Source organism: Wolbachia endosymbiont (group A) of Apotomis capreana, assembly GCF_964027025.1.
In the GTDB taxonomy this organism is placed as follows: Bacteria; Pseudomonadota; Alphaproteobacteria; order Rickettsiales; family Anaplasmataceae; genus Wolbachia; species Wolbachia pipientis.
On the sequence record NZ_OZ034721.1, the window covers coordinates 1,025,354 to 1,042,437 of the forward strand.

Genomic DNA, 17,084 nt, shown 5'->3' on the forward strand with positions numbered 1-17,084 from the left:
CTTAGTTACTACACTCACTCCAAAATTTCAGAAACAACACCAGAACCAACAGTTCTACCGCCTTCTCTTATCGCAAAACGCAATCCCTTATCCATTGCTATCGGTACTTGCAATTCTACTTCTACACTCACATTATCTCCTGGCATTACCATCTCCTTCCCATCTAGCAATTTTATGCTCCCAGTTACATCCGTTGTCCTTAAATAAAACTGTGGCTGGTAATTCGCAAAAAATGGTGTATGCCTTCCTCCTTCCTCTTTCTTTAATATATAAACCTCCGCCTTAAACTTTCTATGCGGCGTTATCGTCCCCGGTTTTGCCAATACTTGCCCTCTCTCTACTTCTTCTCTTTTTGTTCCTCTTAACAATATTCCTACATTGAGTCCTGCACTTCCCTTATCCAGCAACTTCTTAAACATTTCTACACCTGTGCATATCGTCTTTTGCGTCGCTTTCAGACCTATTATCTCTATCTCTTCTCCCGTCTTTATCTCTCCCTTCTCTATTCTTCCTGTTACCACTGTTCCTCGCCCCGATATCGAAAATACATCTTCGATTGGCAATAAAAATGGTAAATCCACAGGCCTTGGTGGAACCGCTACATATTCATCTAACTTTTCCATCAATTTGTCTATTGATTTCTTTCCATATTCGCTGCTGTCATCCTCCAGCGCCTTGAGCGCTGAACCAACCACCACAGGCACTTCATCCCCTGGAAATCCGTATTTACTCAGTAATTCCCTCACTTCCATTTCTACTAAATCTATCATATCAGCATCAGCAACATCAGCTTTATTTATATACACCACGATATATCCAACACCTACCTGCTTCGCCAGCAATATATGCTCTCTCGTTTGTGGCATTGGCCCATCAACCCCCGACACTACCAATATCGCCGCATCCATCTGTGCTGCACCTACTATCATGTTCTTTACATAGTCAGCGTGTCCAGGACAATCAACGTGTGCATAATGCCTTTTTCCCGTCTGATACTCAACATGCGCTGTTGCTATCGTTATCCCCCTCTTCCTTTCTTCTGGCGCTTTATCTATCTGATCGTACGCTACAAAATTTCCATAATGCTTCGTTATCGCCGCTGTTAACGTCGTCTTCCCATGATCCACATGTCCTATTGTTCCCACATTTACATGCGGCTTTCCAAATGCTTCCACTATTGCTGTCATAATTTAAATTTTTCTACCTAAAATACAAATACATCAATAAATAATATGTTGATTTTATAAAAATACAACAAAAAAAAGAGCGGATAGTGGGAATCGAACCCACGTCACTAGCTTGGAAGGCTAGAGCTCTACCATTGAGCTATACCCGCACAATGGAGGAGGTAGGATTCGAACCTACGTACGCTCACGCGGACAGATTTACAGTCTGTTACCTTTAACCACTCGGTCACTCCTCCGCAAAAATTTGTTAAGAGAATACTATTTTAGCATCTTAACTTAAGCTCTTATTGTATTTAATACTAAACGCCTAAAATTAAAAAATCAAGCAATAAAACCTACCCTGATTAAAATCATGCAGATTTCATTTTATATAACACAATATTGCCAATAAAACGCCTAAACAAATAATGCGAATCATGCGTACCTGGCGCTTCTTCTGGATGATATTGCACAGAAAAGACTAGGTAATCCTTCATCATTATTCCCTCTACACTATTATCAAATAGAGAAATGTGAGTAATTTCAACATTACTTGGAAGAGAAGCTGAATCAACAACAAAACCATGATTTTGGCTAGTGATCTCAACTTTTCCACTAATTACATCATAAACTGGATGGTTACTCCCTCGGTGACCTATATCCATCTTGATGGTCTTTGCCCCCAAAGTAATCGCAAGTAATTGATGGCCCATGCATATGCCAAAAATTGGTATTTTAGATTTTATAATAATGTCTATTTCTGAAACTACACTTTCTCCTATTTCTTGCGGATCACCAGGACCATTTGAAAGCACTATACCATCTGGATTCATACTCAACACTTTTTGAGCAAAACCTGTGCTTGGTCTGATTAATTCAACTGTACAACCAAGTTCTATTAAGCGTGAAACTATACTGATTTTTACGCCAAAATCAACGATTACAATCCTATATTTTGCATTAAGGTCAATAGCTCTATCTGATGTCATTCCAGTGCGTGACACTGGAATCCATATATTTTTTGCTGGATCCGAGTAGTCAGCTACTTGGATGACAAAGTGCTCCGCTAGTCTATTATTTTCAAAACTGTTATTTAAACTAACCTTATTAGTTATTTCTATCCCATTTACAGGTTTGTATTCCTTCAATTTGTCTAATGCATGCGCCTTACTCGATGAGCATATCATTCCATTTTGAGATCCATGTTCTCTCAAATGTCTTGTTAAAGCTCTAGTATCAACTCCTGATATCCCAATCACGTTATTTTTCTCTAACCAATCATTTAAACTGATATATGAAGAAGGGTGGGACATAGAAGAAAGTTCACGCATAACCACACCACTTGCAAAAATTTTCTTTCCTTCATTATCTTTATGGTTTATTCCAATGTTACCAATATGAGGAAAAGTGAACGTTATAATTTGATCGGCAAAAGAAGGATCAGTTATAGTATGCTGATAACCGGTCATACCAGTGGTAAAACAAACCTCGCCTATGCACTTGCCTTTTTTACCTACTGATTTTCCCCAAAAGCACTTGCCATCTTGTAAAATTAAAACTGCGTCCTGCACTTCATTATCTATTTAACTGATTCAAAACAGTATACAAGAATTTCAAATAATACGTAACTCTTTCTAAAATTCCAAATTTAACCACGAAGCAGCAAAAAATAACATGAAAAACTTTTAATACAATCTTTCATATAAAATATATAGTTGACTACCTTCATATTTCGTATTAGATATAGGTAAATCATAAGTAAAGTGGAGGGTAATAATGAACACTGGTACAAATCAATCAAAAAAAATAAATGAGAAGTGGTTAGCTGGAGGAATTGGCGCGCTATTATTTGTAATGATGCTACCGTCGATTCTTCTTTTAGCAAAAATAGCTATAGGGCTAATTATGGTTTCAGTTGCAGCAATAGCGATAAAAGTTGCCTTAAAAACAATATCGAATGCTTTAGAGGATAAACAGGCAGATCAAAGCCAAGCGACGCAACAAACAACACAAAGTAAAATTATAAACCTGGCTATTGGATTAACATCTATATTCGTAGGAGGATTATCACTATTCATTATAGCACAAACTGGCTTAATTGCAGCATGTGCAGCTATAACTGCTTTAGCTCTACACGAATATGTTAAAAATCAAGAAATAGGAAAAGAGATAAATGATAAATTCGATAAGCTAGCTGACGATACAATCAATTTTATTGTTAGCAGTGTTGAAAAACTTATTCCAACAAAGCCGCCAGGCATAACAGCCTAAACTGTCTCCGTTCAGGGCATAAGTGTTACAAGTAGCATTATATAAAGCGATTAATGGCATCCTCCTGATAATAGAATAATTGTATCTGTTCAGGGGCATCGCAAATATTGAAGCAAAAGTGGTCAGTGCTTACTATACGAATATTGTGATTTGAATCCACTAGGGAGGATGTCATCCCAGTGCCCAGACACTGGGATCCAGGAATTTTGATTAGAGATTAAATTGGTGAGTATAAAAGTAGCTAATCCTACGTTAAAATACAACGTTTTTAATGGGACTGCGTAAAAGGGCTGGATTCCAGTGTCAAGCACTGGAATGACACCTTTGTGTTTGAGGCAAAACCTGCTATAACATTTCTTCGCAAACAAACGTTCGTACAGTTATGTATCAGCTACTTTCATGGCACCATTTGTTGTAAACTCACATTTCTCTATGATTATCTTTATTTGCCGCTTTCCCGAACGGATGCTCTACAGTTATTTCCTCATTAATAGAGCGAGGTGCACCGGAACCAGGTACAACGATATTCTCGTGCGATTGCATATCCTTCTTTTCCTCACATGGTGTTTGCTTAATGAAATGTGCTGCTAAAACTTCATGTAAAGCTTTACCTTTTATAAGCACAGCCTCGTTTTGCTTAGCTAACTCTAAAATTTTCTTTGGTTCAACATCTTTACCGTCAATAGTTGATTTTTTAATACTAACTTGACCTAAATTTATATTTAGAACAACAGTACAGTTAAGGTCTTTTCCAGATTCATCTTTTGCACCCCAACTAATTTCGATGTCACATATTGCAAATTTTGTAAAGGAGTAGTTCCTCTGTTGTTTCTCATTCTTCTCAATTGTTACTATTCTTTCACCATTGCTGTATATTTTTGCTCTTTTTACCTCGCTTTTCTCTTCTTCCATTCTTTTAGTTTTTTCAGTGAAAAGACGACTGGTTTCTAAACTTTGTTCAGGTTTAGTAATGTTGATATTAAGATGGTCATAATGATTAAGAAGACGGTTTGCATATGGACATGGCACATAACACCCATCAAAGAAAGCAATTGCACTACCAGTTTTTAGAAATTCTTGTCCATCGCTCATTCCTTCACCAATTCGAATAAGATATCTACCCAACCTCTTTTTAAAATTTTCTTTTAACTCCTCCTGATCTTTAGAAGTAAGCTTCTTATCCAATATACCCATTATTTCTTTTCGCTTACTCAATACCACATAATTGAAAAGGAAAATATCATCCTCTCGATAATAATTTGCTATCTTGTCAAATGGATCTGCCGGCCAACCGTTATTATAATTTACGAAATCAGAAGAATCTTCACACTTATTATCCTTAAACTCCAATTCCTCAAAATCTGAGAGCACACTTTGTACCTGAGTCTCATCGAATTGAAGATTTGCTTGAGGAGATAGAAGAGTCAACTTTTCTTCACTTTCCTTGGTACTCGAATTTTTGTACAAACCATTAAATAGATTTATAATACTAGGTCTTGTCGACATAAAAAAAAATAGTGATATAGAGTACTCTTTATTAATAGGTAAAGAGAATGCTATATGATTTAAAAGATGAGCAATGGGAGAGAATAAAAAACAGTCTGCCAGGTAAGGAAGGAGATAGAGGAAGAAGCGCAAAAGATAACAGGAGATTCGTAGCTGCAATAATGTGGATAGGTAGAACAGGAGCAACATGGAGAGCATTGCCGGCTGAGTATGGAAAATGGTCAAGTGTACATAAACGTTTTATAAGGTGGGCAAAATCTGGTGTTTGGCAGATGATTTTCAACACATTAGCTGTTAATGGAGACACAGAGTGGCTCATGATAGACTCAACAATAATCAGGGCACATCAACATGCTGCTGGTGCAAGAAAAAAATGTGGAAACTGGTAGACAAGAACAAGAGCTGGGACGGTGCAAAGGAGGATTTTCAAGCAAATTACACGCTGCTTGTGATGCTTTGGGCAACCCACTGAGATTCTTTGTTACTGCAGGGCAAAGATCGGATTACGTAAAAGCTTTAGACCTGATAGAAGGCAAGAACATGGAGGCACTTATTGCCGATAAAGGGTATGACGCAAATTATATGATTGAGGCTGCAGAAGCTGTAAATGCTGAGCCAGTAATCCCACCGCGTTCCAACAGAAAAACACCAAGAGAATATGACAAAGAATTGTATAAAGAGAGAAACTTAATCGAAAGGATGTTCAACAAAATCAAGCACTTCCGCAGAGTTGCTACACGCTACGACAAATTGGCCATAGCTTTTCTGTCTTTTGTTCACATTGCTGGCATTTATCTTTGGTTAAAATAAATGTCGACACTGCCTAGAAAACATTTCACACCTCTATTGTTATAAGTAAACTTGATTATATCTTAATGCTAAATGTTGTAAAGCTAAAATTAGAAACTAAAAAAGCTAACATAAGTTCTGCATTGTTTGCAGCTTTATCAGCCTATTAGGCAGAATTATTAAAGAATTAGTTGAATAGGTATTATGATTCAATTTAACTCCATCCACAAGTTCTCCGCTTGTTACTCCAGTTGCAATGAACACTGATTCACCTCTTGCCATATCTTTTACGGCGTAGACTTTTTCTGGGTCATCAATATTTAAATTTTTTGCTCTTTCTCTTAACTGATCCGTATCAAGTACTAATCTTCCCTCCATCTGTCCGTCGATAGAGCTTAGCGCTGCAGCCGCAAGCACTCCCTCTGGTGCTCCTCCTATACCGATATACATATCATGATTGCCATTTACTAGTGAAACTATGGCCGCAACATCACCATCATCTATTAGTTTAATTTTTGCTCCTAATTTCCTGATTTTCTCTATTAATTCACTATGCCTTTCACGTTTAAGTACAGTTACCACGAGATCATTCACTTTGCACTTTTTTGCCTTGGCTAAATTGTCTAGATTCTTTTCAATGCTATTTTTTAGTGAGACTACACCCTCTGGAAGATTTTTTCCTACCGCTATTTTTTCCATATAAACATCAGGTGCATGTAAAAAATTACCTTTTTTCGTTGCAGCAAGAACAGACATTGCCCCTGGTTTGTAATGAGCACAAATCGTAGTGCCCTCAAGTGGGTCAACGGCAATGTCGATTTCAGGACCATTTCCAGTGCCAACCTTCTCGCCAATATATAGCATCGGCGCTTCATCTCTCTCACCTTCACCAATTACGATAGTACCATTTATTTCCATTGAATTTAATACTGTACGCATTGCATCAACTGCAACCTGATCAGCCTTTTTTTCATCGCCGAAGCCTGCTAGTTTATATGCAGCAAGTGCTGCAGCTTCGGTCACTTTAACTAATTTATAGGCTAAATCTTCCATCATTTGCTTTAAGAACTATATTCAATATGTATCATGATATATCATGCTGCTTGAAACTGCAATATGCCTTGACTGGTTTTGGGAAAGTTGCTATAATAAATTAGATAGTAATAGTGGTAAAATTTGACATGACTTATGAAAAGATAAAGGAAATTGTAACTAACAATCCTAATATAACTGCTGAGGAGTTTAGTGAGAAGCTCAAAGAAAATAGGATAAACATAAAAAAAACAAATAAATATCATTATACTTTACTTGGGCATATTGTTAATTCAAAGGGACCTAATATTACAGACAACACCAATGATCGTGCTATATTTCTACACATTATTAAATTACTCACAGAGTTGAAAACTGAAGGCAATACTGGTCAATTCAAACATGTAAAAGCTGGATTGAGCGAAGCTATAACGACTAAGCAAGCTGATGTTGTAAGAATACTCCTGGATAGTGGTAAGTTTAATGAAGAAGAAAAATTTAACGCTTTGCTCTGTGCTGTTACTCAAAAGTATGTCCAGGGAGTTAAATTATTGTTAGGTCATGTAAATGATGAAAACATGCAAAAGGCTTTAAAGGTGGCCATGGATAAAGAACAAACTACACAAGTTGAAGAAATTACTCAGATACTATTAAATTTTATTACACCAGAAACATCCAATGTAGAAGAAAATATAGTACCAGCACCTCCTATAGTAACAGAAGCAAATGCTAACCAACCTGTGTCAAGTAGTGTTAATGATCAGCCAGGTCATAGTAACGAAAATGAAACGCCTGTATTAACAATAGAAACAAATACCGGCAAAACTACTATATCAGATTGTGATAATAATAAAAATGTCTTCACAAATTCTCAATTTTCTATGCCAAATGAACAAGAAACTAAATATAAAGAGAGCAAAAAGGATTTTTACACCTCATTGACAAAAGATGTTGTTGGAGTTGTTATTACAGGATTATTCATTACTGCTGCTGTGATGGTTCCATTTGTAGCTGGTGCAGTAGTTTGCAGTGTCATAGCTGCTTTGATTGCAATATATACCGGGTTGCATGTAAAAAATTCTACATTACCAAGTTATAGGGAGATGAGAGAGAATGAAGTTGAACGTGTAACAGGATGTCATCCCAGTGCCCAGACACTGGGATCCAGAAGGTCATAATAAAAACTAGATTCCAGCGTCACGCGCTGGAATGACACCCTCTGGTGGGCTCAAACCATATGAGTAGCCAACACTGCCACTATACTTACCTAGCAAATTTAGATCTAACACTAAACTGTGCTGCCACTAACTTTGCAACCGGTACTCTATAGGGTGAGCATGAAACATAATCTACCCCTGATTCGATGAGAAACTCTATAGATTTTGGATCTGCTCCATGCTCTCCACATATACCCAGTTTTATTTCTTTTCGGGTTTTTTTGCCTCTTTCAATGGCTATCTTGATTAACTCCCCTACCCCTTCGATGTCCAGCACTTCAAATGGATCATTGTCAAATATGTTGCTTTCCTTATAAGAATCGAGGAAATTAACTGAATCATCTCTTGAAAGTCCCATGGTTGTTTGCGTTAAATCATTAGTGCCAAAACTAAAAAACTCTGCATGTTTTGCTAACTTATCAGCAATCAGTGCTGCTCTTGGTAGTTCTATCATCGTTCCAATTGAGTACGCCTTGTCTGATGTCATTCCAGCGCGTGACGCTGGAATCTGCATCTGTGAGATGACAGAGGATTCTTTCTTTGCTAGCTCGCATATCAGAACAAACTCTTTCTCACTCATGATAAAAGGAATCATGATTTCAGGTTCCACTTCTATCTTCTTTTCTTTCTTTAATTCACTTGCAGCACTAAGTATTGCCCTAATCTGCATGCTATATATTTCAGGATGAGAAATAGCAAGTCTACAACCTCGATGGCCAAGCATTGGGTTCTTTTCTGATAACTGTGCTATTTTATTTTTTACTGACTCAACTGACTTACTAAGTGATTTGGCAATTTTTTCTATAGTAGACTGATCATTGGGTAAAAATTCATGCAAAGGTGGATCAAGCAACCGTATAGTGACTTCCTTGCCCTCCATAATAGAAAATATTTCTTTGAAATCAGACTTTTGCATTTCTTCTAGTTTAATGAGCGCATTTGCCCTTTCATTTTCATCGTCAGCTATTATCAATTTTTGAATGAATTCGATTCTATCACTAGCGAAAAACATATGTTCTGTGCGACATAAGCCTATACCTTCTGCACCGAATTCTTTTGCAATTTTTGCATCTTTTGGAGTATCAGCGTTCGCTCTCACTTTGATCGTTTTGATTTCATCTATCCAGTTGATTATCGTTTTGAATTCTTGCGATAATTCAGGCGAAATTGTAGGAAGAATGCCAAGCATAACCTCCCCTGTTCCTCCGTTGATGGTAATTGGTTCACCTTTATTTACTTTTGTATCCCCTACAGAAAAGAAAATTCCATCTTTATCGATATAAAGTCCACTTACACTGCAAATGCATGGCTTACCCATTCCACGGGTTACAACAGCAGCATGCGAGGTCATCCCTCCCCGTGCTGTTACTATGCCGCTTGCAGCATTCATTCCATTAATATCTTCAGGACTCGTTTCTGACCTTACTAAAATCACTTTTTTACCCTGCTCTGCAGCTTTTTCAGCATCACTTGCACTAAACACTACATATCCAGAAGCAACACCTGGAGAAGCAGGTAGCCCCTTCCCTATTACTTTTTGGTCACTCTCAACGTCAAGAACTGGATGCAATAAATTGTCAAAGGTTTTTGGATCAATTCTCAATATTCCTTCTTCTTTTGTAATCGTTCCTTCGTTTACCATATCAACTATTATGCGAATAGCAGCTTCAGCCGTGCGCTTGCCAGACCTAGTCTGCAAAATCCATAATTTACCGTCCTGTACAGTAAATTCGATATCCTGCATGTCTTTATAATGCCTTTCAAGTTTTTCACATACCACACATAATTCTCGGTAGACACTTGGCAGCAACTTCTCCATGGTGTTTTTTTGCTCTCCGTCAATTGGCATAGGAGTATAAACACCAGAAACCACATCCTCACCCTGAGCATTAATCAGAAATTCACCAAAGTATTTTTTTTCTCCAGTTGAAGGATTTCGTGTAAATATCACACCAGTTGCAGAATTATCATTTAAATTACCAAAAACCATTGCTTGCACGTTGACCGCTGTTCCAAGGTTTTCAGGAATATTATGTATTTTTCTATAGGAAACAGCCCTATCATTTTTCCAAGAAGCAAATACTGCATTCACTGAGCTGAGCAATTGCTTTTCAACGTTCTGCGGAAAATGTTTTCCTATTTTTTCATGTACTATCCTTTTGAAATTGTTAACAATTTCTTTTAAAACATCAACATCAAGATCAGCTAAGCTTTTTGCTCCACTCTTTTGCTGCTTATTATCAACAACATCTTGAAATAGGTGATGATCAAGCTGTAGTACAACATTGGAGTACATCATGATGAAACGGCAGTAGCTATCGTAAGCAAAACGTTCGCCACTTTTTTTTGCAAGCCCAACAACGGTTTCATCATTTAGACCAACATTTAAAATAGTATCAAGCATGCCCGGCATTGAACTAACACTACCAGAGCGTATTGAAACTAATAAGGGATTATTTAAATCCCCAAATTTACAACCGATGTCATTTTCGAGCATCGTCATGTAGTTTTTAATTCCACTACATATGTCATTCCAGTGCGTGACCACATTTTTTTCTGGATCCGAGTAGTCAGCTACTTGGATAACAGAAGATCTATTGTCTTGATAATAGACTTTGCAAGCAGAGGTGGAAATTGTGAAACCAGGTGGAACAGGAATGCCAACATTGCACATTTCTGCTAAATTTGCCCCCTTTCCTCCCAGCAGATTTTTCATTTCTGCATTGCCTTCGCATTTACCCTGGCTAAAGTAATGTATTAACTTTTCCCCCATCATTTTCTCCGGATTTTCACTGATAAACACATTGTACATATAGCTCCAATAAACCTGTGAGAACTTGAAACCTTAGGATAATAAATTTTACAAAATTTGGCAACAACGTTCCTTCTGGCAACATCAGTAAAGTTAACAAAAAAGATGACAAATTATTGAATTATTATCAATAAGAATATATAATATAAAGATACATTTAAAAATTTTTTTATGGCTCTTTCTAAATTTCTCGACCCCAAGAATGATGTTGCGTTCCGGCGTATTTTTGGTACTGAAAAAAATAAAGACATCCTCATTCACTTTCTCAATGATATTTTGGGGTTCACTGGCAAAGATGAAATAAAAGAAATAGAATTCCTCAGCACTATTCAAGATGCTGAAATTGCCTCTAAAAAACAAAGTATCGTTGATGTTCTTTGCAGGGATGAAAATGGGGTGCAAGTAATAGTCGAAATGCAAGTTGCCAAAACTAAAGGCTTTGAAAAACGCGCTCAATATTACGCTGCTAAAGCTTATTCAAGGCAAGCTGATAAAGGTGATCAATATCAGGATCTTAAAGAAATCATTTTTATAGCTATTGCTGATTGTATTCTCTTTCCTAATAAATCTGAGTATAAGTCAGATCATGTAATGTTAGACAAAGATAGCTATGAACATGATTTAAAAGATTTTTATTTTACATTTATTGAGTTACCAAAATTTCCTAAAACTAAAGAAGACCAATTGGAGAGTATAGTTGAAAAATGGATCTATTATTTTAAATATGCAGATGAAACTAGCGAAGAAGAATTGGAAAAGATAATAGGTAGTGATGTAATAATTAAAAAGGCATATGAAGAACTAAATAGATTCAACTGGTCAGAGAAAGAATTTATTGCCTACGAACAGGAAATAAAACGTATTCGTGATGAACGGGCTGTTCTTGAACAAAAACTTGATGATGCTAAAAAGGAAGGAAAAATTGAAGTTGCAAAAACAATGCTAGCTAATAATGTTGATGTCACCACTATTGTTAAGTTTACTGGCCTCTCCATGAGTGAGATCAAAGAATTGCAGAATTAAGTGGACCCGCAAACGGTTACACGAAATAATGCTGCAGCCTGACCAGATGATAAGTACATTTAGCCTATTTATCTTTATACTTTCATGTCAATTTTATAAATCAAATTTATTTCTGTGAGTAGCTACAATTTAAAGACCTTGCTTCATCAATGTAATGGAACAAAACCTTTTTAGTAAGTTCAAAACCCTCTAAAGTCTCTCCTTCGCATCTTGCTGTAATGCAGTTTTGCGTATTTGATACCCTAAGAAGCCACCAACCTTTATTATCGGTTACCTTAACACCATCAAGATCTGAAAATACAATATTTTGCTGCTCCAGTGTTTTCTTTATTGACTCAATTATTTGAAACTTTTTCTCATCTTTCACTACAATCTTCACTTCATGAGTGATATATAACTTCGGTAAATCCTCAATCACCTGAGATAGGCTTTGGTTTTTCTTAAGCAAAATGTCAACTGCTTTAACAGCAGAATATAGCCCATCATCAAAACTTAGCTCAGAAAAGAAGAAGTGCCCGCTTAATTCACCAGCAAACTTTGCCTCTTCCTCTACCATCTTCTTCTTAACTAGTGAATGTCCAGTAGCACAGGTGATAACTTGCCCTCCTAACTTGCTAACAAAATCATGCACTTTCATACTCATTTTTACGTTAGCAATAACTTTGCTTTCTGGATATTCCTCCAACACTTCACGTGCAAAAATTATAAATAAATGGTCATTGGAAACAACGTTGCCTTTATTATCAATTAAGCGCACCCTATCGCTATCGCCATCTAGCGCAATGCCAAGATCACATCCATATTCCTTCACAATGTCAATTAATTGAGCAAGATTTTTTTCCTCTATGGGATCTGGATCATGCAGTGGAAATGCCCCATCTATAGAGTTATTGGTTACGATGTGCGTATGACCAGGCAAGATCTTTTCAATATACCTTATAATTCCACTTGCTGGACTATTTCCACAATCCCAGGCTATTTTTAATTTCTGTGTAGTATTATTCTTCACTGCACTTTTCAATATGCTAATGTACTCACTATATATATTTATGTTAATTAAGCTTCCAATTCTTGTGCTGTTTTTAATTGGACTGCTTATAATTTCCTTCATTTCTTGATCTGAGAAGACTTTTTTATTACTAAAAAATTTAAAGCCATTATATTCGCTGGGGTTATGAGAGGCAGTTATTATGATACCAAGATCCGCCTGTGTGATTTGTGTTGCAGCGTAAAGCATAGGTGAAGAGCATAGTCCAACGCGTATAACATTTGCACCGGATAAAGTTAAGCCCCTAATTAATTCTCTTTCTATACCTGGTGAATCTATTCTGCTATCGTAGCCGACACAAACACTAGCTACGGTTTGGCCAAACTTTCTACCTATCTCGTACCCATCATTAATCTGCAAGCCTTTGCCTATTATACCTCTAATATCGTATTTTCTTATAATGGTATTGTCCATACTGTACTTCTTGAAGTGACTACTATATAACATTTTGGCCAAATGCTCAAGTTTATTTATCCAACAATTAGTTGACTTTTTAAAGAAATCTGTTAGTATTATAGTATATTTTTTAAAATGTAAAATTATGCCACAGGAAAACGAAAATGTATTTATAGCTGAAAGTCAAAGTTTAGATGTAGATGAACAGCAGAAAAAGGATATTTTAGATGTGATTGAATCTTGTAGCAGCTTTCAAGAGACTATAAAACAATTGGAGGAAAAAATTTAATCTGGTATTTTATTGGCCCTTTACGCAAAGATGAGAACATTACAGGACAGATAAATTTAAAGTGGGAAAAGGAGTTCCAAAAATTTGAGCAATCAATAAATGAAACACATAGAGAATTTGAAGCATCTTTACCAAATCAAAATTTCTTAGCGTATTCAACAAAAGATGATGACTTCAAAATTAGATTTGAAAATGAAGAAAAACCAATAGAAATTAGCAATATTTTAAGAGCTAGCAGTGAAGGTAAGGTTTATAACATATCTTTAGGGAAAGATAGTCAAATAACTGCAACCAAAAAAGGCAGCGAAAGGCACTATGATTTTACTGGTTCAAGCTCATGTGAAATGACCATTAATTGGCAGGCTAAGGATTCTGAAGGTAACAGCATAGACTGTAGCATGACCGTAAAATTGGATTCTGGTGGTATACAGAGTGTTATTGGTGAACCAAAATTTGGAGGAATAACGAGTTCAGAAGAAGTATTAAAGTTAGTTGGACAAAATAAAGAAGTTTTTATCAACGGAAAAACTCTGTATCAAGCTTTTACTGGCATATCCAAGAGTGTAGACGATCAGCAAGTACCAGCAGAGGAAATATTTACAAAAGATCTACATATATCATCACAGTCACCTACACCAAGCAGCAGTGGGTATTCCTCTCCTAGCACACCTTCTTCACGTAGAAGTTCTATATCCACCAGCAGTGAATTTAGTGATGAAGATGAAATATTTGAGGATGATATGTCTGGTGATGAAGAAGAGTATGAGCAAGAAGGATTAAAAGATGAAGTTGAGGAATTAGAGGAAGAAAAAGAAACATTTGCTAAATATTTTGCAGTGCAGGCAAAGCAGCTTGAGGATCTAAGATTAGAACGTGACTCCTTGAGAGATAAAGTCAATGAACAACAGCGAGCGATATTTGAAAGAGGTCAAAGAATAAAGGAACAAGAGGAAGAACTACAGGATAAAAATGATGTAATAAAGAACTTAAATGATCAGTTGAAAGATAAGGAAGGTGAAACAAATGAGGCAAATAAAGAATTACAGAGAAAATTGAAGCAAAGTGAAGCTAATTTAACTGTACTAAAGGAAAAGAATGCAAATTTGGAGAATGACCTGAAGAAAATAGTGGAAGGTTTAAACGATGATCATAAAAAGCAGTTGGCAGAACAGTTAATGGAAACAAAAAAGGAAAACAATACATTGGCTGAAACGGCGAACCAATTGTCTAAAGAATTAAATGAATTACAGAGAGAAAAGGAAGATTTAGAGAGGGAAATTCGACAACTTGAACCTGGAAAATCACTTGCAGATGAGCTAAGCGAAGAAAATACGAAGAGGGAAATAGAAAAACTTCAATATCAACTTAAGGAAAAGGAAGGGATGTTAACGTGTACACAGGAAGAGCTGGCATCTGTCAAAGAGAGTCTAGAGCAACTGCAGAACATATTACAGCAGGAAAAAGGTCAGGCAACTCAAACTGAAGTTGAATATGAAAGTAGAGGAACAAGCATGCAGCAGCAAGACCAAGGTATACAAGCTGTAAACAACAACTCAAGCAGAATAGCTAGTGGGTTAAGACAAGAAAACAAAAAATTGACTAGAGACAAACTAACTATATCTGAACAATTAAAACAAAAAATAAGAGAGATTGACGAGTTAAAGAAAAATTTAAAGCAACTGCAAGAAGAAAATAAACAACTAAAACAAGAAGTTACCAAAAATGCAGGCGTTGATGCATCATCTTCAACAGGTCAAAAAGAAGCTAAAGAAGCAGAAGTTATACCGCAAAACATTATGGATTGGCCTGTTCCAATTCCAGACGATAAACCAGAAGAGCAGAAAACTCCATTAGAGCCAATCAAGGTAAATACAGAATTATCAGATCCAAAATCAATCTCCGCTGAGGGTCCGGAAAAATCTCCTCCTCTTTCAAAATGATGAGTTTTGCTTCTATAGCTGACCCAAGCAACACATCATCCCGCGATTTATTCGCGTTATCTCAGCCGCTAACACGTAGCGGGATACTTAACCGTCATACCGTGATTTATTCACAGTATCTCTTAGCCGCTAACAAGCAGCGGGATGACAGCAATCCTACGTCATGCCGCCGCGGTATCTCTAGATCCCGCTAACTAGTAGCGGAATGACGAATTTTTGTTTTTCAAATTATAGCTAAACATACTGTAATTGCTATTGAATGATGGAGAGACATACTCCATTATTTTAGTACGAAGTAACAAATTCAATGAATTGGTTCTTCAAAAATAATTTAAACTTTTACAGTAGGTCATGAAATATTATAGCGATCTCATTAAAAGAAACTTTTATAAGTATCGTTGATGAGAAAGGAAAAGTTGTTAAGGAAGAAGTTGTTGCAAGCGAAAGTAAGGCAATAGCAGATTAGCCAAGGCAAAAAATACGAATCCATAGGAATAGAAAGTGGACAGCTGTCAATATCAATGTGCAAAGAGTTAAGGAGTTTTGGATTACCAGTAATTTGTGTAGATGCAAGACATATGGCAGCAGCGTTGTCTGAAAGAATCAATAAGAATGATAAAAACGATGCGAGGGGTATAGTGCAGATGATGAGAAGTGTTAGTAAAATCAGTTGTCAAATTAAAATAGCGCTTGGAAGCAGAAGACAGCTAATGTGTAGCAAACAGCAGGTTATTGGAACAATAAGAGGGTTGTTGAAGATACATGGTCGATAAAGGATCAAAATTTGAAACTTTCGCTTTAAGAATACAAGAGGCAATAAATAATTTGGATGAAATCAGTAGGAGTTCAATTGAAGCGTTAGTTTGTAGTTTGGAAGCAATAGAAAAGTCATTAAGAAAGCTTGACAAAATGCTTTCAGAACAAGGTGAAAAAGACGATGATTGTAAATTGTTAACTACTGTTCCAGGAGTGGGGATTATAGTAGCAATGACGTATAAAGCTGCAATTGATAACCCACATAGGTTTGAGAAATCTGATACAGTTGGAGCATATATAGGGTTGACACCAAGGCAATATTCTTCTGGAGAAGTTGATCGGCATGGCAGCATATCAAAGATGGGACCAGCGGAATGTAGAAGTATGTTATATGAAGCTGCACAAACAATGCTTACAGTTACCAAGAGGACATTTAAATTAAAAAACTGGAGTTGCGAAGAAAAAAGGAATGAAAAAAGCAATTGTAGCAGTAGCAAGAAAATTAGCTGTAATTATGCATAGGATGTTGGTTGATAAAACAGAATTTTATTATCAATAAACATCAAAAGAGCATAGGACAATAATTTTATTGAAAATAAAGATAGCAATGCCGATGGAAGGGACAAGCAAGAACTTAGTTAGACTTCGTGGTAAACATGTTACCGTCCACTTCCGCCTAACAAGTATAATGCGGCTTGACAAGTTTATTGTCATCTCAGACCGCGGAGAGAACCATATGCTACTTTTAACTTACGTGGAATTACCAAGGATTATGGAGAAGATATGCTGTTTTGATTTGTGTGAAAATTATTGTTGACTTATGTGCAATTAGAGAACCT

13 protein-coding genes, 2 tRNA genes and 1 pseudogene are annotated in these 17,084 nt (G+C 36.4%); 8 read left to right on the forward strand and 8 right to left on the reverse strand.

Annotation, left to right across the window (positions count from 1 at the left end):
* Positions 1 to 14 precede the first annotated feature (14 nt).
* From tuf to carA, 4 genes are all read right to left on the reverse strand, one after another.
* On the reverse strand, positions 15 to 1,187 hold the full coding sequence (gene tuf, locus AAGD50_RS05160) for an elongation factor Tu (RefSeq protein ID WP_265041119.1): 1,173 nt from the start codon (positions 1,185 to 1,187) through the stop codon (positions 15 to 17).
* Between the two features lie 78 nt (positions 1,188 to 1,265).
* Positions 1,266 to 1,336: transfer RNA gene (locus AAGD50_RS05165), tRNA-Gly, on the reverse strand.
* Positions 1,337 to 1,340: 4 nt separating this feature from the next.
* A tRNA-Tyr gene (locus AAGD50_RS05170) sits at positions 1,341 to 1,423 on the reverse strand.
* 114 nt (positions 1,424 to 1,537) lie between these two features.
* Complete coding sequence (gene carA / locus AAGD50_RS05175; protein WP_010962760.1) at positions 1,538 to 2,737, reverse strand: glutamine-hydrolyzing carbamoyl-phosphate synthase small subunit; 1,200 nt, start codon at positions 2,735 to 2,737, stop codon at positions 1,538 to 1,540.
* 205 nt (positions 2,738 to 2,942) lie between these two features.
* Between carA and AAGD50_RS05180 the strand changes: the two genes are divergently transcribed.
* Complete coding sequence (locus AAGD50_RS05180) at positions 2,943 to 3,437, forward strand: hypothetical protein (protein ID WP_341810021.1); 495 nt, start codon at positions 2,943 to 2,945, stop codon at positions 3,435 to 3,437.
* 420 nt (positions 3,438 to 3,857) lie between these two features.
* On the opposite strand, the gene AAGD50_RS05185 is transcribed toward AAGD50_RS05180, so the two are convergent.
* On the reverse strand, positions 3,858 to 4,943 hold the full coding sequence (locus AAGD50_RS05185) for a hypothetical protein (RefSeq protein WP_264724039.1): 1,086 nt from the start codon (positions 4,941 to 4,943) through the stop codon (positions 3,858 to 3,860).
* 47 nt (positions 4,944 to 4,990) lie between these two features.
* On the opposite strand from AAGD50_RS05185, the pseudogene AAGD50_RS05190 reads away from it, so the two are divergent.
* Positions 4,991 to 5,753, forward strand: a pseudogene (locus AAGD50_RS05190) (IS5 family transposase).
* A gap of 105 nt (positions 5,754 to 5,858) precedes the next feature.
* Here the strand turns inward: AAGD50_RS05190 and glpX are convergent.
* Entirely contained in the window at positions 5,859 to 6,785 is a 927-nt protein-coding gene (glpX, locus tag AAGD50_RS05195) for a class II fructose-bisphosphatase (protein ID WP_155969529.1), read from the reverse strand.
* 128 nt (positions 6,786 to 6,913) lie between these two features.
* Between glpX and AAGD50_RS05200 the strand changes: the two genes are divergently transcribed.
* Entirely contained in the window at positions 6,914 to 7,942 is a 1,029-nt protein-coding gene (locus tag AAGD50_RS05200) for a hypothetical protein (protein WP_174516021.1), read from the forward strand.
* Between the two features lie 85 nt (positions 7,943 to 8,027).
* Here the strand turns inward: AAGD50_RS05200 and ppdK are convergent, their stop codons facing one another.
* Positions 8,028 to 10,754 carry a pyruvate, phosphate dikinase gene (gene ppdK, locus AAGD50_RS05205; RefSeq protein WP_264724245.1) on the reverse strand — a complete coding sequence of 909 codons (2,727 nt, stop codon included), beginning with the start codon at positions 10,752 to 10,754 and terminating at the stop codon, positions 8,028 to 8,030.
* A 210-nt stretch (positions 10,755 to 10,964) separates the two neighbouring features.
* Here ppdK and AAGD50_RS05210 point away from each other — a divergent pair, with 210 nt between their 5' ends.
* Positions 10,965 to 11,816, forward strand: a complete 852-nt coding sequence (locus AAGD50_RS05210; RefSeq protein WP_096616857.1) for an Rpn family recombination-promoting nuclease/putative transposase — start codon at positions 10,965 to 10,967, stop codon at positions 11,814 to 11,816.
* Positions 11,817 to 11,922: 106 nt separating this feature from the next.
* Here AAGD50_RS05210 and AAGD50_RS05215 read toward each other — a convergent pair whose 3' ends face one another.
* Positions 11,923 to 13,311 carry a phosphomannomutase/phosphoglucomutase gene (locus AAGD50_RS05215; RefSeq protein WP_264724037.1) on the reverse strand — a complete coding sequence of 463 codons (1,389 nt, stop codon included), beginning with the start codon at positions 13,309 to 13,311 and terminating at the stop codon, positions 11,923 to 11,925.
* A gap of 94 nt (positions 13,312 to 13,405) precedes the next feature.
* On the opposite strand from AAGD50_RS05215, the gene AAGD50_RS05220 reads away from it, so the two are divergent.
* The 4 genes from AAGD50_RS05220 (at position 13,406) to AAGD50_RS05235 (ending at position 16,767) form a co-directional block, all read left to right on the forward strand.
* The gene (locus AAGD50_RS05220) at positions 13,406 to 13,549 is read left to right on the forward strand and encodes a hypothetical protein (RefSeq protein WP_338406540.1); all 144 of its coding nucleotides are present in this window, start codon (positions 13,406 to 13,408) and stop codon (positions 13,547 to 13,549) included.
* A gap of 344 nt (positions 13,550 to 13,893) precedes the next feature.
* Positions 13,894 to 15,489 carry a hypothetical protein gene (locus AAGD50_RS05225; RefSeq protein ID WP_341810022.1) on the forward strand — a complete coding sequence of 532 codons (1,596 nt, stop codon included), beginning with the start codon at positions 13,894 to 13,896 and terminating at the stop codon, positions 15,487 to 15,489.
* Positions 15,490 to 16,010: 521 nt separating this feature from the next.
* On the forward strand, positions 16,011 to 16,262 hold the full coding sequence (locus AAGD50_RS05230) for a hypothetical protein (protein WP_264724032.1): 252 nt from the start codon (positions 16,011 to 16,013) through the stop codon (positions 16,260 to 16,262).
* Positions 16,252 to 16,767, forward strand: coding sequence for a transposase (locus AAGD50_RS05235; protein ID WP_264724031.1), 516 nt, complete (start codon positions 16,252 to 16,254; stop codon positions 16,765 to 16,767). Before AAGD50_RS05230 ends, AAGD50_RS05235 begins: the two co-directional genes overlap by 11 nt.
* Positions 16,768 to 17,084 lie beyond the last annotated feature (317 nt).